16 protein-coding genes are annotated in these 20,342 nt (G+C 71.7%); 13 read left to right on the top strand and 3 right to left on the bottom strand.

Going from position 1 to position 20,342, the window contains the following annotated elements:
* From ACIQU4_RS16940 to galE, 6 genes are all read left to right on the top strand, one after another.
* Nucleotides 1-3,283, top strand: a 3,283-nt coding sequence (locus ACIQU4_RS16940; RefSeq protein WP_403730647.1) for an Rne/Rng family ribonuclease, incomplete at its 5' end; no start/stop codon positions are given.
* Nucleotides 3,284-3,561: 278 nt separating this feature from the next.
* Complete coding sequence (gene rplU / locus ACIQU4_RS16935) at nt 3,562-3,882, top strand: 50S ribosomal protein L21 (protein WP_008738952.1); 321 nt, start codon at nt 3,562-3,564, stop codon at nt 3,880-3,882.
* 13 nt (nt 3,883-3,895) lie between these two features.
* The gene (rpmA, locus tag ACIQU4_RS16930; RefSeq protein ID WP_030027134.1) at nt 3,896-4,150 is read left to right on the top strand and encodes a 50S ribosomal protein L27; all 255 of its coding nucleotides are present in this window, start codon (nt 3,896-3,898) and stop codon (nt 4,148-4,150) included.
* Nucleotides 4,151-4,327: 177 nt separating this feature from the next.
* Nucleotides 4,328-5,773, top strand: a complete 1,446-nt coding sequence (gene obgE, locus ACIQU4_RS16925) for a GTPase ObgE (protein ID WP_403730644.1) — start codon at nt 4,328-4,330, stop codon at nt 5,771-5,773.
* Between the two features lie 76 nt (nt 5,774-5,849).
* Nucleotides 5,850-7,469 carry a glycosyltransferase family 2 protein gene (locus ACIQU4_RS16920; protein ID WP_403730642.1) on the top strand — a complete coding sequence of 540 codons (1,620 nt, stop codon included), beginning with the start codon at nt 5,850-5,852 and terminating at the stop codon, nt 7,467-7,469.
* Between the two features lie 79 nt (nt 7,470-7,548).
* Nucleotides 7,549-8,550 carry a UDP-glucose 4-epimerase GalE gene (galE, locus tag ACIQU4_RS16915; protein ID WP_403730639.1) on the top strand — a complete coding sequence of 334 codons (1,002 nt, stop codon included), beginning with the start codon at nt 7,549-7,551 and terminating at the stop codon, nt 8,548-8,550.
* Nucleotides 8,551-8,615: 65 nt separating this feature from the next.
* On the opposite strand, the gene ACIQU4_RS16910 is transcribed toward galE, so the two are convergent.
* Nucleotides 8,616-9,764 (bottom strand): glycosyltransferase, encoded by a 1,149-nt coding sequence (locus tag ACIQU4_RS16910; RefSeq protein ID WP_403730637.1) that lies wholly within the window; start codon nt 9,762-9,764, stop codon nt 8,616-8,618.
* On the bottom strand, nt 9,761-12,637 hold the full coding sequence (locus ACIQU4_RS16905) for a CDP-glycerol glycerophosphotransferase family protein (RefSeq protein ID WP_403730634.1): 2,877 nt from the start codon (nt 12,635-12,637) through the stop codon (nt 9,761-9,763). Before ACIQU4_RS16905 ends, ACIQU4_RS16910 begins: the two co-directional genes overlap by 4 nt.
* 158 nt (nt 12,638-12,795) lie before the next feature.
* On the opposite strand from ACIQU4_RS16905, the gene ACIQU4_RS16900 reads away from it, so the two are divergent.
* The 7 genes from ACIQU4_RS16900 to ACIQU4_RS16870 all read left to right on the top strand — a co-directional run bounded on the left by ACIQU4_RS16900 (nt 12,796) and on the right by ACIQU4_RS16870 (nt 19,265).
* Nucleotides 12,796-13,830, top strand: coding sequence for a glycosyltransferase family 2 protein (locus ACIQU4_RS16900; protein WP_403730632.1), 1,035 nt, complete (start codon nt 12,796-12,798; stop codon nt 13,828-13,830).
* 3 nt (nt 13,831-13,833) lie between these two features.
* Nucleotides 13,834-14,256, top strand: a complete 423-nt coding sequence (locus ACIQU4_RS16895; protein WP_403730629.1) for a GtrA family protein — start codon at nt 13,834-13,836, stop codon at nt 14,254-14,256.
* Nucleotides 14,257-14,345: 89 nt separating this feature from the next.
* Nucleotides 14,346-15,473: a glutamate 5-kinase gene (gene proB / locus ACIQU4_RS16890; protein WP_030159336.1), complete on the top strand. Its 1,128-nt coding sequence runs from the start codon at nt 14,346-14,348 to the stop codon at nt 15,471-15,473.
* A gap of 61 nt (nt 15,474-15,534) precedes the next feature.
* The gene (locus ACIQU4_RS16885; RefSeq protein WP_078988072.1) at nt 15,535-15,954 is read left to right on the top strand and encodes a hypothetical protein; all 420 of its coding nucleotides are present in this window, start codon (nt 15,535-15,537) and stop codon (nt 15,952-15,954) included.
* A gap of 175 nt (nt 15,955-16,129) precedes the next feature.
* The gene (locus tag ACIQU4_RS16880; RefSeq protein WP_403730625.1) at nt 16,130-17,407 is read left to right on the top strand and encodes a glutamate-5-semialdehyde dehydrogenase; all 1,278 of its coding nucleotides are present in this window, start codon (nt 16,130-16,132) and stop codon (nt 17,405-17,407) included.
* A gap of 77 nt (nt 17,408-17,484) precedes the next feature.
* Nucleotides 17,485-18,033: a hypothetical protein gene (locus tag ACIQU4_RS16875; RefSeq protein WP_385583380.1), complete on the top strand. Its 549-nt coding sequence runs from the start codon at nt 17,485-17,487 to the stop codon at nt 18,031-18,033.
* 68 nt (nt 18,034-18,101) lie between these two features.
* Nucleotides 18,102-19,265: a hypothetical protein gene (locus tag ACIQU4_RS16870; protein WP_403730622.1), complete on the top strand. Its 1,164-nt coding sequence runs from the start codon at nt 18,102-18,104 to the stop codon at nt 19,263-19,265.
* On the opposite strand, the gene ACIQU4_RS16865 is transcribed toward ACIQU4_RS16870, so the two are convergent.
* Nucleotides 19,249-20,328, bottom strand: coding sequence for a M48 family metallopeptidase (locus ACIQU4_RS16865; protein ID WP_403730619.1), 1,080 nt, complete (start codon nt 20,326-20,328; stop codon nt 19,249-19,251). The two genes, ACIQU4_RS16870 and ACIQU4_RS16865, sit on opposite strands and share 17 nt — an antisense overlap.
* Between the last annotated feature and the right edge of the window lie 14 nt (nt 20,329-20,342).

Genomic DNA, 20,342 nt, shown 5'->3' with positions numbered 1-20,342 from the left:
GGCTACCCGCGCCGTGGCCGCCCCTGAGGCTCCGGCCGCCGCCGAGGCCGTCGTGGAGGAGCCCGCGCCGAAGGCCACCGTCACCGTCGCCGACGCCGTGGACTCCCCCAAGCGCGGCGGCCGCCGCCGCGCCACCCGCTCCGCCGCGTCCGCCGCCCCGGCCGCCGCGCCGGTGCAGCCCGCCGAGGAAGAGCCCGCCGCTCCGGCTCGTGGCCGTCGCGCCGTGCGCCCCGCCGTCGCCGTGTTCCAGGCTCCGGTGTTCGCCGAGCCGATGTTCCAGACCCCGGAGACCGCCGCCATGGCCGCCATGGCCGCCGCCGCGGCCGTCGAGGCGGAAGAGGTCGAGGAGGAGGAAGAGCTCGAAGCCGAGGCCGAGGTCGTCCAGGCCCCCGCCGCGCAGCCGGCCGGCCGTCGCCGTCGCCGTGGCCGCGGTGCGGTCGAGACCGCCCCGGTCGCCGAGTCCGCGCCGGTGTCCCTGGCCGACGTGGAGCGCATCGAGGACGAGGCCGAGGCCGAGGCCGCCGAGCTCGACGAGGAGGGCGCCGAGTTCGAAGAGGGCGACGAGACGGGCGAGCGCCCGTCCCGCCGCCGCCGTCGCGGTGGCCGTCGTCGCCGCCGCGGTGAGGCCTCCGACCTCGACGAGTCCGCCGAGGAAGAGGCCGAGGCCGAGGCCGCCGAGCAGGAGGCGGAGGAAGAGGACTCCGCCGAGGACGACGACGAGGAGACCGGGGCCCTGGGCTCCAGCTCCAGCCGTCGCCGCCGTCGCCGTCGCCGTCGCAGCGGTGACAGCGGTGCCGAGGGCGAAGCGGGCGAGGACGACGGCGTACGCACCGTCGTCAAGGTCCGCGAGCCGCGCCCGGCCCGCGAGAAGGCCGAACCGTCCGACGAGGTGCAGTCCATCAAGGGCTCGACCCGTCTGGAGGCGAAGAAGCAGCGCCGCCGCGAGGGCCGCGAGCAGGGCCGCCGCCGCGTCCCGATCATCACCGAGGCCGAGTTCCTGGCCCGCCGCGAGGCCGTCGAGCGCGTGATGGTCGTCCGCCAGGCCGGTGAGCGCACCCAGATCGGCGTCCTCGAGGACAACGTGCTCGTCGAGCACTACGTCAACAAGGAAGAAGCCACCTCGTATGTCGGCAACGTCTACCTGGGCAAGGTCCAGAACGTGCTGCCGTCGATGGAGGCCGCCTTCATCGACATCGGCAAGGGCCGCAACGCGGTCCTGTACGCCGGTGAGGTCAACTTCGAGGCGCTCGGCATGGCCAACGGGCCGCGCCGCATCGAGTCCGCCCTCAAGTCCGGCCAGTCGGTCCTGGTGCAGGTCACCAAGGACCCGATCGGCCACAAGGGCGCCCGCCTGACCAGCCAGGTCTCGCTGCCCGGCCGCTACCTCGTCTACGTGCCCGAGGGCTCGATGACCGGTATCAGCCGCAAGCTGCCCGACACCGAGCGCGCCCGCCTGAAGACCATCCTCAAGAAGATCGTCCCCGAGGACGCGGGCGTGATCGTGCGCACCGCCGCCGAGGGCGCGAGCGAGGACGAGCTGCGCCGCGACGTCGAGCGTCTGCAGGCCCAGTGGGAGGACATCCAGAAGAAGTCGAAGCAGATCTCGACCTCTTCGCCGAGCCTGCTGTACGGCGAGCCGGACATGACCGTCCGCGTCGTGCGCGACATCTTCAACGAGGACTTCTCGAAGGTCATCGTCAGCGGTGACACCGCCTGGGAGACCATCCACGGCTACGTGAACCACGTGGCCCCGGACCTGGGCGACCGGCTGTCGCGCTGGACCTCCGAGGTCGACGTCTTCGCGACCTACCGGATCGACGAGCAGCTCGCCAAGGCGCTCGACCGCAAGGTGTGGCTGCCCTCGGGCGGCTCCCTCGTGATCGACAAGACCGAGGCGATGATCGTCATCGACGTCAACACCGGCAAGTTCACCGGTCAGGGCGGCAACCTCGAAGAGACCGTCACCAGGAACAACCTGGAGGCGGCCGAGGAGATCGTGCGCCAGCTGCGGCTGCGCGACCTCGGCGGCATCGTCGTCATCGACTTCATCGACATGGTCCTGGAGTCGAACCGCGACCTGGTCCTGCGGCGGATGCTGGAGTGCCTGGGCCGCGACCGTACGAAGCACCAGGTCGCCGAGGTGACCTCGCTGGGCCTGGTCCAGATGACCCGCAAGCGGGTGGGCCAGGGTCTGCTGGAGTCCTTCTCCGAGACCTGTGTCCACTGCAACGGGCGCGGTGTGATCGTGCACATGGAGACGCCGACCGTGGTCGGCGGCGGTGGCAACGGCAAGCGCGCCAAGCGGCGCGGCGGCCGCGGCCACGAGCACGACCACGAGATCGAGGGCGTCGAGACCGCCGAGGTCCTCGAAGCCGAGACCGAGACCGAGGCCGAGGTGGCCGCCGAGCTCGCGGCGCCGGTGGCGCTGCCCGAGCCGGCGTTCGTCGCGGACGAGGAGCTCTACAGCAGCCCGGCGGAGGCGGAGGCCGCGGCCGGCCTGAGCGGCCGTCGCAACCGCCGCCGTGCCACCCGCAAGGCGACCGCCCCGGCGGGTGCCCCGCGCGGTGCCGCCGCCCCGGCGCCGGCCCCCGTGGCCGAGCCCGTGGTCGAGGCCGTCGCCGAGCCCGTCGTCGAGGCCGAGCCGGTGACCGAGCCGGCCGACACGGTGCTGGCGCCGGCCACCGAGGTCGTCGCGGAGGCCGTGGAGGCCGCCGAGACGGTCGAGGCCGCGCCCAAGGGCCGGACCCGTCGCCGGGCCACCCGCAAGGCCACGGCCCCGGCCCCGGTGGCCGAGGCCGCCGCCGAGCCGGAGCCCGCCCCGGAGCCGGCCGCCCCGGCCGCCCCGGAGCCCGAGGCCGTCGTAGAGGCCCCGGTCGCCGAGGCCCCGGTCGAGGAGGCCCCCGCGGCCGAGGCCGCACCGGCCCGCCCCCGTCGGCGTGCCACCCGTAAGGCCACCGCACCCGCCGGCTCCCCGGCCGGCGCGGCGGAGGCTGCCGTCCTGGTCGTCGAGACCCCCGCGGCCGAGCCCGAGGCCGCCCCGGCCCCGGCCGAGGCCCCCGAGGCCGAGGAGGCCGCCCCGGCGGCCAAGAAGGCGGTCCGCAAGACGGCCGCCAAGAAGGCTCCGGCGAAGAAGGCCACCGTCGCGAAGAAGGCGACGGCCGCCAAGAAGACCGTCGCGAAGAAGGCGACGGCCAAGAAGACCGTGGCGAAGCGGGCGACGAAGAAGACCGCGGCGGCCGAGCAGCAGTCGCTGCCCTCCGTCTCGGCTCCGACCGAAGCCTGATCCGCCGCACGGCCGTGGGCCCCGCCGAAAGGCGGGGCCCACGGCCTGCGCGGGGCCCGGTTTGACCCTCCGGAACCGGCCCCGTAACCTAGACCGTCGGCATGTTCTAGATGGTTACGTCTAGTGCGTGTCGCGCTCCTGAGCACCTTCCTCCGGCCGGGCATCGCCCGAAGGAGAGGCCGCTCGTCCAATCCGGATCAGTTCGGTCCCCCCGCAAGAGGGGTCTGCCTGAGCGGCTGGCTTCAGGAGCATCCGTCCCGAGTGAGAGAGAGATCCGCGTGTACGCCATCGTGCGCAGCGGTGGTCGCCAGCACAAGGTTGCTGTCGGCGACATCGTTGAGGTTGACAAGATTTCCACTGCCAAGGTTGGCGACACGGTCGAGCTCTCGACCCTGCTCGTTGTCGACGGCGACGCCGTGACCAGCGACCCGTGGGTCCTGGCCGGCATCAAGGTCCAGGCCGAGATCGTGGACCACCACAAGGGTGCCAAGATCGACATCCTTCGGTACAAGAACAAGACCGGCTACCGCCGTCGCCAGGGTCACCGCCAGCAGTACACGGCGATCAAGGTCACCGGTATCCCCGCGGCTGCGAAGTAAGAGGGACTGAGACATGGCACACAAGAAGGGCGCATCGTCCACCCGGAACGGGCGCGATTCCAATGCTCAGCGGCTCGGCGTGAAGCGCTTCGGCGGTCAGGTCGTTTCCGCCGGCGAGATCCTCGTCCGCCAGCGCGGCACCCACTTCCACCCGGGCTCGGGTGTCGGTCGTGGTGGCGACGACACGCTGTTCGCGCTGCAGGCCGGTGCCGTGCAGTTCGGCACGCACCGTGGCCGCAAGGTCGTCAACATCGTTCCGGCCGCCTGATCCAGCTCCTGCTGATCAGCGGTACGTAACTTCCCGAGGGCGGATCTCAGCTCTTCCCGGCGCAAGCCGGGAAGAGAGGTCCGCCCTCGGCGCGTTGGCACATAGGCACGGTTAGGCACGTTTAATGGGCAGCAAGGCCTGCCCGGGACATTCCCGTATGTATCTGGAGGAACAACCATGACCACCTTCGTGGACCGCGTCGAGCTGCATGTCGCCGCGGGTAACGGGGGCCACGGCTGCGCCTCCGTTCACCGGGAGAAGTTCAAGCCGCTCGGCGGCCCCGACGGCGGCAACGGCGGCCGTGGCGGCGACGTCATCCTGGTGGTGGAGCAGGCGATCACCACCCTGCTGGACTACCACCACAGCCCGCACCGCAAGGCCACCAACGGCCAGCCCGGCGCCGGCGACAACCGCTCCGGCAAGGACGGCCAGGACCTGGTCCTGCCCGTGCCGGACGGCACCGTCGTCCTCGACAAGGAGGGCAACGTCCTCGCCGACCTGGTCGGCCAGGGCACCACCTTCATCGCGGGCCAGGGCGGCCGCGGCGGCCTCGGCAACGCCGCGCTCTCCTCCGCCCGCCGCAAGGCCCCCGGCTTCGCACTCCTGGGAGTCCCCGGCACCGCCGGCGACATCGTCCTGGAGCTCAAGACCGTCGCCGACGTGGCGCTGGTCGGCTTCCCGAGCGCCGGCAAGTCCTCGCTGATCTCGGTGCTCTCCTCCGCCAAGCCGAAGATCGCGGACTACCCCTTCACCACCCTCGTCCCGAACCTGGGCGTCGTCACCGCGGGCTCGACGGTCTACACGATCGCCGATGTCCCGGGCCTGATCCCCGGCGCCAGCCAGGGCAAGGGCCTCGGCCTGGAGTTCCTGCGCCACGTCGAGCGCTGCTCGGTGCTCGTGCACGTGCTGGACACCGCCACCCTGGAGTCCGACCGTGACCCGATCGCCGACCTCGACGTCATCGAGGAGGAGCTCAGGCTCTACGGCGGCGGCCTGGAGAAGCGCCCGCGCCTCGTCGTCCTGAACAAGGTCGACATCCCGGACGGCCAGGAGCTCGCCGACATGGTCCGCCCCGACCTGGAGGCGCGCGGCTACAAGGTCTTCGAGGTCTCAGCGGTCGCCCGTACGGGCCTCAAGGAGCTCTCCTACTTCCTCGCCGAGGTCATCGCCAAGGCCCGCGCCCGCAAGCCGAAGGAGGAGGCGACCCGTATCGTCATCCGCCCGAAGGCCGTGGACGACTCCGGCTTCACCATCACCTACGACGAGGTCGAGGACGTCTACAAGGTGCGCGGCGAGAAGCCGGAGCGCTGGGTCCGCCAGACCGACTTCAACAACGACGAGGCCGTCGGCTACCTCGCCGACCGCCTCAACCGCCTCGGTGTCGAGGACGCGCTGAAGAAGGCCGGCGCCCGCGCCGGCGACGGCGTGGCCATCGGCTCCGACGACAACGCGGTCGTCTTCGACTGGGAGCCGACCGTGATGGCCGGCGCCGAGATGCTGGGCCGCCGCGGCGAGGACCACCGTCTGGACGCCCCGCGTCCGGCCACCACCCGCCGCAAGGACAAGGAAGCCGAGCGCGGGGACTCGGTGCAGAAGGAGTACGACGAGTTCCGGCCGTTCTGATCTGCCGCTTTGCCGTATCTTTGCCCCGAACGGCGGAGTTGAAGTGATGTTTACCCCGGTCGCCTAGGATCCACGGGTGAGCAGCACCAACACTCCCAGCGTTTCCGTCGTGGTGATCGCGTACAACGACGCCGTGCTCGTGGGCGAGGCCGTTTCCTCGGCTCTCGCCCAGGGCCCGGTCGTCGCCGAGGTGATCGCCGTGAACGACGCCTCGGCCGACGGCACCGCGCGGGTGCTGGACGAGCTGGCCGCCGTCCACCCCCGCCTGAAGGTCGTGCACCGCACGGAGAACAGCGGCGGCTGCGGCACCCCGCGCAACGACGGGATCGCGGCCGCGAGCTCCCCGTACGTGCTCTTCCTCGACAGCGACGACGTGCTGCCCCCGGGGGCGGCCGACGCCCTCGTGCGCGCCGCCGAGGAGCACCGCGCGCCGGTGACCGTCGGCGCGTGCGTACGCCGTGAGCTGCCGCTCCACCACGACGTGCCCTGGATGCCCGGGCTCTACACCGCGGGCGACGTGATCGAGCGGCCCGCCGACCGGCCCGAGCTGGTCCGGGACACCCTCTGCGTCAACAAGCTGTACGAGCGGGCCTTCCTGGACAAGCACGCGATCCGCTTCCCCGACGGCCGGTTCATCTACGAGGACTTCGTCTTCACCGCGCGCGTACTGGCCGCCGCCCCCCGCATCGCCGTCATCGGCGACCTCGTCTACGTCTGGCACGTGCGCCGCGGCGCCGCCCAGGTGTCGATCTCCCTGGACCGCAAGGACGTCGGCAACTGGCGCTCCCGGATCGAGGCCCACCGCACGGCCTGCCGGATCATCACCGAGTCCTCCCCGGAGCTGGGCCTCGCCTGCCAGGTGAAGTTCCTGGAGTACGACCTGCGCATGTACCTGCGCGAGCTCGGCAAGGACCCCGACTACCAGGCCGCGTGGTGGACGCTGACCCGTGACTACGTCGCCGGGTTCGACGAGGCCGCCGTCGAGGCCGCCGGGGCGCACGCCCGCTGGATCGTCCGGCTGCTGCGGGCCACCGCGAACCCGCCCGCCGACGTCGAGCGGCTCACCCGCTTCGCCGCCGAGCCGCCCCGGCTGCTGCCCCCGTACGCGACCGGCCCGCAGGGGCAGCCCGTGTGGAGCGAGGAGCTCCCGGTCGTCCTGGACGGGCTGGCCGGGCTGCCGGTGGCCGAACTGCCCGTCAGCATCGACGCCGAACCGCTGGGCGCGGGCCGGCTCCGGATCCGGGTGCGCGACCTGTACGGGCGCCTCGCCGAAGCCGGGCCGCGCACCGCCCGGCTGAGCTTCGTACCCCGCTCGGGCGGGCAGCCGGTCCAGGACCGGCCGGCGGAGCTGCACCCCGCCGCCGACGGCGACGGCTGGACCGCCGAACTGCCCTTCCGGCTCACCGGCGTGGCCGCCGCGGGGCGCCGCCAGGGCCGCCGCGGCATGCAGGCGTGGGGCGTCCAGGTGGGCGTGGAGTTCGCCGACGGGAGCTCCCTGGTCACCTCCCCGCGCCCCCTCGACGACCTCCTGCACCGCCGCGCCCTGCCGAGCAGCAGGTACGGTGTTCTGCTGGCGCAGCCGTTCCGTACGGGCGGAGGATCACTGGCCCTGCGGCTCGCGCCGGGTGCCGCGGGCGCGCTGAGCCTCGTACGCAACCGTCTCCACCGGGCCCGGGCAGGCCGCGGATCGGAGTGAAGACAGCCGGCGACCGTCAGGCCGCCTGAGATTTCGGACAGGACCCCGGACCCGCTCCGGGGACCCCAGGGAGATACGCATGACTTTTCTGATCACTGGTGGCGCCGGCTACATCGGCTCCCACGTCGTCCGCGCGATGCTCGCCGCGGGTGAGGAGGTCGTCGTCTACGACGACCTCTCCACGGGCAACGAGGACCGCGTCCCGGAGGGCGTCCCGCTGGTGATCGGCTCGGTCCTGGACCGGCTGACCCTGGACGAGACCATCCGCGCGCACCAGATCACCGGCGTGGTGCACCTCGCGGGCAAGAAGCAGGTCGGCGAGTCCGTCGAGAAGCCGCTGTACTACTACCACGAGAACGTGGAGGGCCTTCAGGTCCTGCTGGGCGCGGTGGCCGCCGCCGGCGTCCGCAACTTCCTCTTCTCCTCCTCCGCCTCCGTGTACGGCATGCCCGACGTGGAGCTCGTCACCGAGGAGACCCCGTGCGCGCCGCTGAGCCCGTACGGCGAGACGAAGCTGGCCGGCGAGTGGCTGGTCCGCGCCGCCGGCAAGGCGCACGGCATCTCCACCGCCTGCCTGCGCTACTTCAACGTGGCGGGCGCGGCCGCCCCCGAGCTCGCGGACACGGGGGTCTTCAACCTGGTCCCGATGGTCTTCGAGCGGTTCGACAAGGGTGAGGGTGCCCGGATCTTCGGCGACGACTACCCGACCCCGGACGGCACCTGCATCCGCGACTACATCCACGTCGAGGACCTCGCCGAGGCCCACGTGGTGGCGGCGCGCAAGCTCGTCGAGTGGGGCGCGACCGGGGACTACAAGGACCTCACCGTCAACATCGGCCGCGGCGAGGGCGTCTCCGTACGGGAGATGGCGCAGCTGCTGAACGAGGGCACCGGGCACACGCACGAGCCCGTCGTCGTCCCGCGGCGCCCCGGTGACCCGGCGAAGGTCGTGGCCTCGGCCGACAAGATCGCGGCGGAGCTGGGCTGGAAGGCCAAGCACGACGTCCGCGAGATGATCACCTCGGCCTGGGCGGGCTGGGAGGCCAACCGCAAGGGCGCCGTGCACCACGTCGCGCGCTGACACGACGTACGAAAGCCGCCCGCCCCGGACGCGTTCCGGGGCGGGCGGCTTCGTGGTTCGGCGGCTCAGCGCTCCAAAAACGCGAACAGCTCTTCCCAGCGGTCGGTGATCTCGGCGCTGGAGTAGCGCTGCACGCTGCGGAAGGCGTTGTCGCCGAGCCGGTCGCGCAGTTCGCGGTCCGCCATCAGCACGTCGAGGTGCCCGGCCAGCTCCATGGTGTTGCCCAGCCGGGCCAGCAGCCCGTCCTCGCCGTGCGCCACGATCTCCCGTACGCCCGGCGCGCAGTCGAACGCGGCCGCCGGCACGCCCGCGGCCATCGCCTCCAGCAGCGTGATCGGGAAGCCCTCGGCCCGCGAGGCCTGCGCGAACACCGAGGCCCCGCGCAGCGCGCCCAGCACGTCGTCGGTGCTGCCCATCCACTCCACGGAGTCGGTCAGCCCGAGCGTGGCGGCGTGCGCCCGCAGCGCCGGCTCCTCGATGCCCGCCCCGTAGATCCGCAGGACCCAGTCGGGGTGGAGCGGGGCGGCGTCGGCCCATGCGTCGAGCAGCAGGTCCACGCCCTTCTCGAAGGCGAGGCGGCCGACGCTGGCGACGACCTTCTCCGAGCGCGGCGCGGGGGAGTCCGGCATGAACGGCAGCGGGTTCGGCATGCTGCCCACGTTCTCCATGCCGGCCCGGATCCACAGGTCCGCGTCCTCCGGGGTCAGCACGAGCAGCCGGTCGACCTCCGCGTAGTGGCGGCGGACCCGCTCGCCGCGGGTGGACTTCTGGCTGGCCTCGAACGACTCGTGGCTCATACCGATGAGGCCGAGCCCCTTGGTGTCGGCGAGCGCCACCCATTCCATCGCCCAGACCTGCGTGACGATCACGACGGCCCCGGGGCCGGCCGCACGGAACAGCTCGTTCAGCTTCTCCGCCTTGGCCCGCATCTTCGCCCGCCGGGCCGCCTGGCGGCGCCGCTCCGGGGCGTTCAGCCTGCCCTTGATCCCGCGCAGGCGCCGCGCCTTCGGCGGGTGGGCGTCGTACAGGGTGGTCATCTCGTACGGCAGGTCCTGCGGCAGCTTCTGCCGGATCTCCTCGGCGACCGGGGCGATGCCGACGATGTGCACCCGGTGCCCGCGGTCCGCGAACAGCCCGGCCATCTGGTGCGACCAGGTCGTCACGCCGCCGAGCTCGTCGACGCTGTTGGAGACGATGAAGATGTCCCGGCTCACTTGCCGCTCCCGGTGAAGAACTTCTCTACGATCTGGCGCGCCGCGTCCCCGCGGTCGTACTCGCCGAATTCGGTGAGGAAACGCTGCCGCGCCTCCGCGTACTTGGCGTCCGCCTCGTCGAAGGCGGCGAGCGCCTGGAGGAGTTCGTCGGCCGTGGCCACCACCGGCCCGGGCGCCTTCTCCTTCAGATCGAAGTACGTGCCGCGGATGTCGGTCGCGTACTCCTCGTAGTCGTATGCGAAGAACAGCATGGGCCGGTCCAGGACCGAGTAGTCGAACATCACGGACGAGTAGTCGGTGATCAGCCCGTCGGCGAGCGCCAGCAGCGGGGTGATGTCGTGGTGCCGGGACACGTCGATGACCCGGCCCGCGACCGACGGCGGCAGCGAGACGCTGTTGAGGTAGTGGGTGCGCACCAGCAGCGTGAAGCGGTCGCCGAGCCGCTCGGCGAACTCCTCCACGTCGAAGGGGAACTCGAAACCCTCCACCGCGCCGTCCGCGGTCGCCCGGAAGGTCGGCGCGTACAGCAGCACCTTCTTCTCCGGGTCGATGCCCAGCTCGGCTGCGAGCGGCCCGCGCACCCGCTCCCCGCTCTGCGCCTCGGCGCGGTGCGCCTCGACCAGGGCGTCGTTGCGCGGGTAGCCGGTGCGCAGCAGCACCTCGTCGCGCAGCCGGAAGCCCTTGGCGAGGGTACGGGCGTCGTGCTCGGAGCGGATCAGGAAGTGGTCGAAGCGGTTGACGGCCGCCTGGAACTTGTCCTGGCCGGCCTTGCCCTGCGCCTTGGTGCGGGGCTCGTGGAAGCCCATGCGCTTGAGCGCGGAGCCGTGCCAGGTCTGGATGTACGTGGTTCCCTCGCGCTTGGCCAGGGCCAGGGGGAAGCCCTGGTTGTCGACCCAGAACTCGGCCTGCGCCAGCGCGCGCAGGTAGGGCCAGCTCCAGCGGCGCACCAGGGTGGCGTCCTTGGGGAAGCCGGTGGGCTTGCCGCCCGCGTACGACCAGATCGCCTCGAACGGGACGCCCTGGCGGACCATCTCCTCGTAGATCGCCTTCGGGCTGTCGCTGTACTGCTTGCCCATGTGGCTCTCGAAGACGACCGTGCCCTTCTTGATCGGCAGCTTCGAGAAGACCTCGTGGTAGACCTTCACCTTCTGCTCGCCCGAGCCGAGGTTGCGGCGGGCCCGCAGGGCCTTGCGCAGGCCCCGCTTGACCACGCCGGCGGCCCTGCCGTGCATCGCGCTGCTGATCAGCGTCTGCGTGCGGACGGCGGCGGCGCCCTCGGCGGTCAGGACGTAGGAGAGGTTCCCCTTCTTGGTGACCTCCGGCTCGAAGCGGTCGGAGACCAGCCGGGTCAGCCGCGGGCGCACGCGCAGGCGGGCCGCCGACTCCAGGTCGACCCCGCCGACGGAGACGCGGGTGGTGAGGCGGTTGCCGCCGGCGGTCAGCTTCAGGCGGACGTCCCAGACGGCGTCGATGATGCCGAGGGGGCGGACGGTGCTGCCGATGTCGGCCGTGGCGGTCCACTCGATCGTGTCACCGGCATGCCGCACGGTTGCCACCGGGAAGCTGAAGGACCGTACGCCGATCTGCCGGCGGGCCCGGAACTCCAGTGTGGCCGTCAGCTCCTTTTCCGGGCTGATCCGGCCCAGCGGGTTCACCACGGAGCCCGAGAGCGTGACGGTGCCGCGCCCGTCGTCCTCGTACGAGGTCAGACGGTTGCCCAGCGCGAGCGAGGAGAGCGGGGCGGTGTGGAAGCCCTGCTCGGTGACGTCCAGTATCCGGCGGGCCTCGTCGTCCTCGTCGTCGATGTGCGTGGCACACCAGTAGACGCGGCCGTCGCGCTCGGCGAGCGGCGAGGTCAGCCGGCCCTTGTTGGTCATGGCGTCGGCGGCCGGAAGCAGGTTGTCCCAGTCCTCCTTGCCCAGCAGGTAGGCGCAGATCGCCTGGAGGTACGTGACGTTCTCGTACGCGGCCGGGTCGATGCCGGCCAGGTAGCCGTTGGCGAGGCGGGCGAACTCCTGGCGGTACGCGTCGCCCAGCAGGGGCAGGTCGCGCAGGTGCAGCACCAGGTCGTGCTTGAGGAACTTGGCGTCCTTCGCCGACTTGATGGCCGTGTGCCCCTTGGCGGCCAGCAGCTCGTCGACGCGGCGGTGGATCTCCATCCGGTGGACGAAGTTCGCGATCTCGTGGCGCCGGTTGCTGATCGACTTCGCCGAGGCCTTCTCGACCACGTTCCAGTAGTAGACGTGGTTCGGGATCAGCGTGATGCGGCGGGCCGCCACGTAGGCCTGCGCGGAGAAGAGCAGGTCCTCGTAGTGGATGCCGACCGGGAACTCCAGGCCCTGCTCCAGCAGGAACGCGCGCCGGTAGCACTTGTTCGTGGAGAGGGTGTCGTAGACCAGCAGGTCCGGGTCCTCGGTGATCGACTCCAGCGTGCGGGTGCGCGAGTAGATCCAGGGGTACCACTCGGTGGTCTTGCCCCACCGGTTGTCGAGGTGCACGCGCACGCACATGCCGGAGACCAGGTCGGACCCGGTCCGCTCGGCCGCGGCCAGCATGTTCCGGCAGGCGTTTCGTTCCAGCACGTCGTCGCTGTCCAGGAACATGACGTATGTGCCGGTCGCCTGCTGGATGCCGTGGTTGCGCGGGGCACCGCAGCCGCCGCTGTTCTCCGGCAGCCGGAAGGCGCGCACTCTCCCCGGGTGCGCGGCCTCCAGCTCCTGGGCGACCGCGTACGACCGGTCCTTGCTGCAGTCGTCGACGATCACGACTTCGACCCCGTGCAGGGTCTGGTCCAAAACCGACTGGACGGCTGTCGGCAGACGCTCTGCGTCGTTGTAGACGATGACGACCACGGAGACGTCAGGCACGTGCACCTCGATCCCTTTGTTCCATTCCGCTTAACCCGTCAAAGCTACCGTGTGCCGCGTGCGGATCCGGCGGACCGACCCCCGGCGTGCATACTTCTGAGGTAGAGGTGTGTGGCGGGTCCGGTCGCCGACAATCACCCGTTCGGACCCAGCAGGAAGTGTTCATGACGAAGCTGTCCGTAGTAGTCCCTTGCTACAACGAAGAAGCCGTGATCGACCGCTTCGACCTGGAGATCCGCAGGGTCCTGGACTCCCTGCCCGTCGAGTACGAGGTCTGCTACGTCGACGACGGCAGCAGTGACGGAACTCTCGTCAAGCTCCGCAAGATCGCCGCCGAGCACGGTGACCGTACCCGGTACGTCTCCTTCAGCCGCAACTTCGGCAAGGAGGCGGGTATGCTCGCCGGCCTGCGCGAGGCCACCGGCGACGCGGTCGTGATCATGGACGCCGACCTCCAGCACCCGCCGGAGCTCATCGCCACCATGCTCGACTACTACCGGCAGGGCCACGACCAGATCATCGCCCGCCGCACCCGCGAAGGCGACAAGAAGGTCCGCTCCGCGCTCAGCCGCCTGTACTACCGCGGCGTCAACCGCTGGGTCGACGTGGAACTCACCGACGGCGTCGGCGACTTCCGGCTGCTGTCCCGGCCGGCCGTGGACGCGCTGCTGTCCCTGCCGGAGTACAACCGCTTCTCCAAGGGGCTCTTCTCCTGGATCGGCTTCGACACCGTCCACTTCGACTACCGCAACGCCCAGCGTGAGGCCGGCGAGACGAAGTGGAAGTTCGGCTCCCTGCTGAACTACGCCATGGACGGGCTGATCTCCTTCAACAACCGGCCGCTGCGGATCGGAATCTGGGCGGGCGTGTCGCTGGTGGGCCTGGCCGCCCTGTACGCGCTGTGGATCGCCGTCATGGCCATGACCCACGGCGTCACCGCTCCCGGCTACGTGACCCTCGTCGCGATCATCGTCGGCATCGGCGGCGTTCAGATGATCATGCTGGGTCTGATCGGCGAGTACATCGGCCGCATCTACTACGAGACCAAGCGCCGTCCGCACTTCCTGGTGAAGGAGGCGCACGGCGCGGACCCGCAGGCCCGGCCCGACGCCGCCGGGGTCCACAGCGCCGCCCGCGAGCGCGGCGGCCTGTCCGCCTCGCGCCTCACGGTCTCCGCCGCCGAGCGCGAGGTGCGCTGAACCATGAGCAGCCAGCTCGGCCAGATCCTCCGCTTCGGCCTCGTCGGCGCCGTCAACACCGGCACCTTCTTCGGTATCTACCTGCTGCTGCACCCGTGGATGCCGTACTTCCTGGCCTACAGCCTCGCCTTCCTGCTGGCGATGGTCGGCTCGTTCTTCATGAACACGTACTTCACCTACCGGACCAGGCCCACCTGGAAGAAGTTCCTGCTCTTCCCGCTGACGAACATCACGAACTACGTGATCCAGTCCGTCGGGCTCTACGCCCTGGTGACCTGGGCCGGGCTCGACACCCGGATCGCCCCGCTCGTCGCCGCGGTCGTGGCCATCCCGTTCACGTACCTGCTCTCGCGCAAGATCCTGGTCCCGGGCACGGCCGCCGGGGCCGAGGACCCGGAGCCGGCCCGCAGCGGCTCCGGGGCTTGAGTCCACCGTCTGAAACCCCTGCGCGGGCGCGGCGCACCACCCCGTAGATTGAGGTGGCAGACGTACCGGCAAGGGGCAAGGGGACAGACGTGTCAGCGGCTAGGCAAGGTGTCGTGGACGCCCGCAGGATCGTGGTCAAGGTCGGATCCTCATCCCTGACCACCGCGGCCGGCGGACTCGACGCCGACCGGGTGGACGCCCTGGTCGACGTACTGGCCAAGGCGCGCAGCGGCGGTGAGAAGGAGATCGTCCTCGTCTCCAGCGGAGCCATCGCCGCCGGGCTCTCCCCGCTCGGCCTGCGCCGCCGCCCCACGGACCTGGCCCGGCAGCAGGCCGCCGCCAGCGTCGGGCAGGGCCTGCTGGTCGCCCGGTACACGGCCTCCTTCGCCCGGTACGGGGTCCGCGTCGGGCAGGTGCTGCTGACCAGCGACGACACCAGCCGCCGCGCCCACTACCGCAACGCGTACCGGACCCTGGACCAGCTCCTGGCCATGGGCGCCCTGCCGGTCGTCAACGAGAACGACACCGTCGCCACGGACGAGATCCGCTTCGGCGACAACGACCGGCTGGCCGCCCTCGTCGCCCACCTCGTCCGCGCCGACCTCCTCGTCCTCCTGTCCGACGTGGACGGCCTCTACGACGGAGACCCGTCGCTGCCCGGCACCACCCGGATCGACGAGGTGCGAGGGCCCGAGGACATCGCGCACGTCTCGATCGGAAGCGCCGGCAAGGCGGGCGTCGGCACCGGTGGCATGGTCACCAAGGTCGAGGCGGCGCGGATCGCGGCCGCGGCCGGCATCCCGGTCGTCCTCACCTCGGCGAGCCAGGCGGCCGACGCCCTGGCGGGCCGGCTCACCGGTACGCACTTCCACGCCACCGGCCGGCGCTCGGCGGACCGGCTGCTGTGGCTCCAGCACGCCTCGACCCCGCAGGGGCACCTGGTCCTGGACGAGGGCGCCGTACGCGCGGTGACCGAGCGCGGCAGCTCCCTGCTGCCCGCCGGGATCGCGGCCGTCGAGGGCGAATTCGTCGCCGGCGACCCGGTGGAACTGCGCGGGCCCGACGGCCGCGCCGTGGCCCGCGGGCTGGTCAACTTCGACGCCAAGGAACTCCCGCAGCTGCTGGGGCGCTCCACCAGGGAGCTGGCGAAGGAACTCGGCCCGGCGTACGAGCGCGAGGTCGTACACCGCGACGATCTGGTCCTGCTGGAGGGCTGAGGTTCGGTAAAACCGCCGCGCGGCGGGCCGGGGACTGGTCAACTGTGAGGGGCGGACAGGCATGGCGCAGACAGGAGGCGGGCTGGTGAGACGAGCGCTGACCAGCATCAGCGGCGGCGGGGACGACGAGCAGGGCGAAGCCTCCCGTCTCTGGCACGTCACCCTGAGCGTCTCCGGCAAGCCGGCGCCGCTGTCGGAGGTCCGGCGCGGCCTGGAACAGCTGGCGCACGACCACCCCTTCCTCCTGACCAGCCGGTACGCCGACGACCACGCGGAGATCCGGTACTGGGAGGAGGCCCGCGACCTCCACGACGCCGCGGCCGTCGCCCTGCGCCTGTGGGGCGAACACCGCTCCTCGGCGCAGCTCCCGCCGTGGGAGATCGTCGGCCTGGAGGTCATCGACCGCGCGACGTACCACCTCCGAGTGGCAGAGGGCTACGGCCCACCCCCGGCACATCCGGTGGGAGTGCACCCGTACTGATTCGGCCCCGCCGGCGTTTGAGGCGCCGGGGGTCCGGGGCGGAGCCCCCCGGGGAACGGTGGGGACCAAGCCCCGCAGGGCCCACCGCCCGGCACCCGCCCGCACCGGTCGAGAAGGCGTCTCGCGGGGTGGAACCCCGTCGGCCCGGGTGGGGCCGGGGACTACCCTGGGCGGCATGACCTCGCTCGACGCCCCCGCCTCGCCCGTGATCGCCACCGCGCAGGCCGCCCGCACCGCCGCCGCGGCCATCGCCCCCCTCCCGCGGTCCGCCAAGGACGCCGCGCTGCTGGCCATCGCGGACGCGCTGGTGGCCCGTACGGCCGAGATCGTCGAGGCCAACGCCACCGACACCGCCAAGGCCCGCGAAGCCGGCACCAGCGAGACCGTCATCGACCGCCTCACCCTCACCCCCGACCGCGTCGCGGCGATCGCCTCCGACGTCCGGGACGTCGCCGCCCTCCCCGACCCCGTCGGCGAGGTCGTCCGCGGCTCGACCCTCCCCAACGGGATCGACCTCCGCCAGATCCGCGTCCCGCTCGGCGTCGTCGGCATCATCTACGAGGCCCGCCCCAACGTCACCGTCGACGCCGCGGCGCTGTGCCTCAAGGCCGGCAACGCGGTCCTCCTGCGCGGCAGCTCCTCCGCCTACGCCTCCAACACCGCCCTCGTCGCCATCCTCCGCGACGCCGTCGAAAGCACCGGCCTGCCCGCCGACGCGATCCAGCTCGTCCCGGGCGAGTCCCGCGACTCCGTCCGCGAGCTGATGCGCGCCCGCGGCCTCGTCGACGTCCTCATCCCGCGCGGCGGCGCCTCCCTCATCAAGACGGTCGTCGAGGAGTCCATCGTCCCGGTCATCGAGACCGGTACCGGCAACTGCCACGTCTACGTGGACGCCCAGGCCGATCTCGACATGGCCGTGGACATCCTCGTCAACTCCAAGGCCCAGCGGCCCTCGGTCTGCAACTCCGCCGAGACCCTCCTCGTCCACCGCGACATCGCCGACGCCTTCCTGCCGCGCGCCCTCGACGCCCTCGCCGACGCCGGCGTCACCGTCCACGGCGACGACCGGGTCCTCGCGGCCGCCGAGCACTCCAAGGTCACCGCGCTGCCCGCCACCGACGAGGACTGGGCCGCCGAGTACCTCTCGTACGACATCGCCGCCGGGGTCGTGGACTCCCTCGACGACGCCGTCGCCCACATCCGCCGCTGGACCTCCGGCCACACCGAGGCGATCGTCACCACCTCGCAGGCCGCCGCCCGCCGCTTCACCCAGCTGGTCGACTCGACCACGGTCGCCGTAAATGCGTCCACCCGGTTCACGGACGGTGGGCAGTTCGGCTTCGGCGCCGAAATCGGAATCTCCACCCAGAAGCTGCACGCCCGGGGCCCGATGGGCCTTCCCGAGCTGACCTCCACCAAGTACATCGTCACGGGCGACGGTCACGTCCGGTAGTCGGACCCCGCACACCGGGTGGCCGGATTTCGGCTTACACCCTGCCCAAAGCGGTCCCCCCGGTCTACGCTGGTGCTGTGCCGGACGACGTGGGGGGCAAGTTCCCGGACGACGGGGAGCCCGACAACGACGACCGCGGAGGCGCGGATCAGGACTTCGCCTCCGTGGTGTTCGACGAGGATTTCGTCCGGAGCGCCGAGATCCATGAGCCGAGCGCCGCGGAACGCCAGCGGGCCGCGGACCGCGCACGCGCGGAGGCGGAAGCCGCCCGCGCCGTCGCCGGCGGCTGGACCTCCGACGACGACTACGACGGCTACGGCTACGGCCGCCCCGACGGGTACGGCATCGACGAACCCGGCTGGGAACACGGCCCCGGCTACGCGGAGGGTCCGTACGGGGCCTACGGCGGCGCGCTGCGCCCCTACCGGGGCCGCTCGCCCTGGCTGCGCCCGGTCGCCTGGGTGCTCGCCTTCGTGATGGGCCTCGGGATGGTCGCCTTGGCCTTCAGCGCCGTCTACCGCAGCGCATCGAGCGACGCGGACCACACGCCCGCCCCCGCCACCACCCCGCTCACGGAAGTCAGTGGCGCCGGAGCGTTTACGTACCCCGTCGGCCGCCAACCCTGAAGGTACGACCCCACTCGCGTTCACCGGAGCTGGGGGCTTCTCTGAAGCGGGGACAGCGGGGAGAAGCAATGGCCGTGCCAGGAGATCCACCCGACGGCACCCCCGAGGGCATCGGCGGGGGCGACGAGGAGTTCCGGTCGGACGAGTTCCGGTCGGACGAGTACCGGTCGGTGGTGTTCGACGAGGACTTCGTCCGGGCTGCCCGGCTCCAGGAGTTCTCCGCCCAGGAGCGCATGGGCGAACACGCACGGGCCGTACGCAGCCGGTCCATCTGGTCCGGCGGCGGCTCCTCCAGGCCCAGGACCAGCACGCCCGGCCGCGGCGCCCGCCAGGGCATGCTGCTGGTGCTGCTCATCGCCACGGCCTTCGCCGTGGCCGTCTACATGGGCCTGAGCAATCCGGCCATGCCCCCGGCCACCGGCCGCACCGATCCGCTGACCAGCACGATCGTGCCGCTCGCGCCCGCCGCCGCCGTACCCGGCGGACGTCCCGTCGACCTGTACGCGAAGAGCCCGGCGGCCGACTACCGCGTCGGGGCCGCCGGGATCAGCCTGCCCGCCGCGCGCCGCACCCACCACTTCACCGAGGGGCAGGTCGTCACCGCGCTGTCCATCGCCAAGGACTACCTCGTGCAGTCCTCACTGGACCCCGACGTGCTCGCCGGAGCCGCCACCCGGCCCGTGCGGGTCCTGCTCGACCCCGATCAGCTGGCGCAGTTCGACCGGAGCATGACCTCGCCCTCCGGCGACGGTCGGCACGCCGCCACCGGCTGGCTGGTCCGCTTCGACCCCGGCACGGCCGCCGTGGCCGACACCCGGGTCCGGGTCAGTGGAATCCTCGCCTTCGAAGAGATCTCCGCGGACATCCTCGAAGTGATCACCGACCACACCTTCGTGTACGCCGTGCGCCCGGCCACCGGATCTCCCGCCGCCGCAGACGGCGCCTCGCTCTTCACCGTCCGGCGCGAGCTGCGGATGCGCTTCGACACGGAGGACCTCACGGCCCGCCGCGCGGAGCTGGTCTCGGCCTATGTGATGGCCGGGCCGCAGGACTGCTCCACCGAACCCGCCGAAGGCTTCCGCCCGGTCCTGGCCGGGGCCGGACCGACCACGGTCGGCCCGGCCGCGAGCGACCCGTACGCCAGCGGCACCCCGAGGCGCACCGCCGGGCTGTGCGGCGTACTGGCGTCGCCCACGCCCGACGGGACCGCCCCGGTCAGCCCTGCTCCGTAGCCCCGCCCTTGGCCTCGCCGTTCGCGTTCGAGCCCCCGCCGGCCGCGCCCGTGAACCTGTCGCGCAGCTTGCCGCCGACATCGGCCGCGCCGCCCGCGATGTCCCCGACCAGCTTGAACAGCGGGTCCTTGCTGTTGCGCACCGCGTCCGCGTAGTGCGAGGCCGACTCGCGGAAGGAGTCCGACACCGAGGTGTCCTTGTCCTCGTCGCGCCGCGGGTAGTGGCCGTCCATGATCCGCTGGTAGTCCCGGTGCTGGGACCACTTCTTCAGCTCGGCCGCCCGCACGGTGGTGAAGGGGTGGGTCCGGGGCAGCACGTTGAGGATCTTCAGCACGGAGTCGCGCAGATCGCCGCTCGACTCGTACTCCTCGGCCTGGGCCAGGAAGGAGTCCACATTCATCTCGTGGAGGTGGTTGCCGCCCGCGATCTTCATCAGGCCCCGCATCGACGCGTTCACGTCCTGCCCGACCAGCAGCCCGGCCCGGTCCGCCGACAGCTCCGACTTGCGGAACCACTCGCGCAGTGCGGTCACGATCGTCATGATCGCCACATTGCCCAGCGGGATCCAGGCCACCTTCAGCGCCAGGCTCGTCAGGAACAGCAGGATCGTGCGGTACACCGCGTGCCCCGACAGGGCGTGGCCCACCTCGTGGCCCACGACCGCCCGCATCTCCTCCTCGTCGAGCAGCTCCACCAGGCCCGTCGTCACCACGATGATCGGCTCGTCCAGCCCGATGCACATCGCGTTCGGCTTCGGATCCTGCTGCACGTACATCTGCGGGACCTTCTCCAGGTCCAGGATGTAACAGGCGTCGCGGAGCATCTCGTACAGGTGCGGGAACTGGGTCTCGCCCACCCGGACGGACTCCGACAGGAAGAGCAGCCGCAGGCTCCGCTCCGGAAGCAGCCCGCTCAGGGCCTTGAACACGGTGTCGAACCCGCTCAGCTTGCGCAGCGCCACCAGCGCCGAGCGGTCCGCCGGGTGCTCGTACGCGCGCGAGGAAATACCGGGGAACCTCCTGCGGTCCCTCGCCGGCACCTTCTCGAACCCGGTCTCCGTCATAACGCCCTCCCCCT

It is taken from the genome of Streptomyces sp. NPDC090741, from assembly GCF_044769045.1.
In the GTDB taxonomy this organism is placed as follows: Bacteria; Actinomycetota; Actinomycetes; order Streptomycetales; family Streptomycetaceae; genus Streptomyces.
This window is presented reverse-complemented; position numbering and strand designations above follow the sequence as displayed.

What these genes read in the sequence shown, in the direction of transcription:
- ACIQU4_RS16895 (WP_403730629.1), top strand. Translation starts at nt 13,834, where the DNA reads ATGAGCAGCCAGCTCGGCCAGATCCTCCGCTTCGGCCTCGTCGGCGCC.
- obgE (WP_403730644.1), top strand. Translation starts at nt 4,328, where the DNA reads ATGACCACCTTCGTGGACCGCGTCGAGCTGCATGTCGCCGCGGGTAAC.
- ACIQU4_RS16880 (WP_403730625.1), top strand. Translation starts at nt 16,130, where the DNA reads ATGACCTCGCTCGACGCCCCCGCCTCGCCCGTGATCGCCACCGCGCAG.
- galE (WP_403730639.1), top strand. Translation starts at nt 7,549, where the DNA reads ATGACTTTTCTGATCACTGGTGGCGCCGGCTACATCGGCTCCCACGTC.
- ACIQU4_RS16900 (WP_403730632.1), top strand. Translation starts at nt 12,796, where the DNA reads ATGACGAAGCTGTCCGTAGTAGTCCCTTGCTACAACGAAGAAGCCGTG.
- ACIQU4_RS16885 (WP_078988072.1), top strand. Translation starts at nt 15,535, where the DNA reads ATGGCGCAGACAGGAGGCGGGCTGGTGAGACGAGCGCTGACCAGCATC.
- ACIQU4_RS16870 (WP_403730622.1), top strand. Translation starts at nt 18,102, where the DNA reads ATGGCCGTGCCAGGAGATCCACCCGACGGCACCCCCGAGGGCATCGGC.
- ACIQU4_RS16865 (WP_403730619.1), bottom strand. Translation starts at nt 20,328, where the DNA reads ATGACGGAGACCGGGTTCGAGAAGGTGCCGGCGAGGGACCGCAGGAGG.
- rpmA (WP_030027134.1), top strand. Translation starts at nt 3,896, where the DNA reads ATGGCACACAAGAAGGGCGCATCGTCCACCCGGAACGGGCGCGATTCC.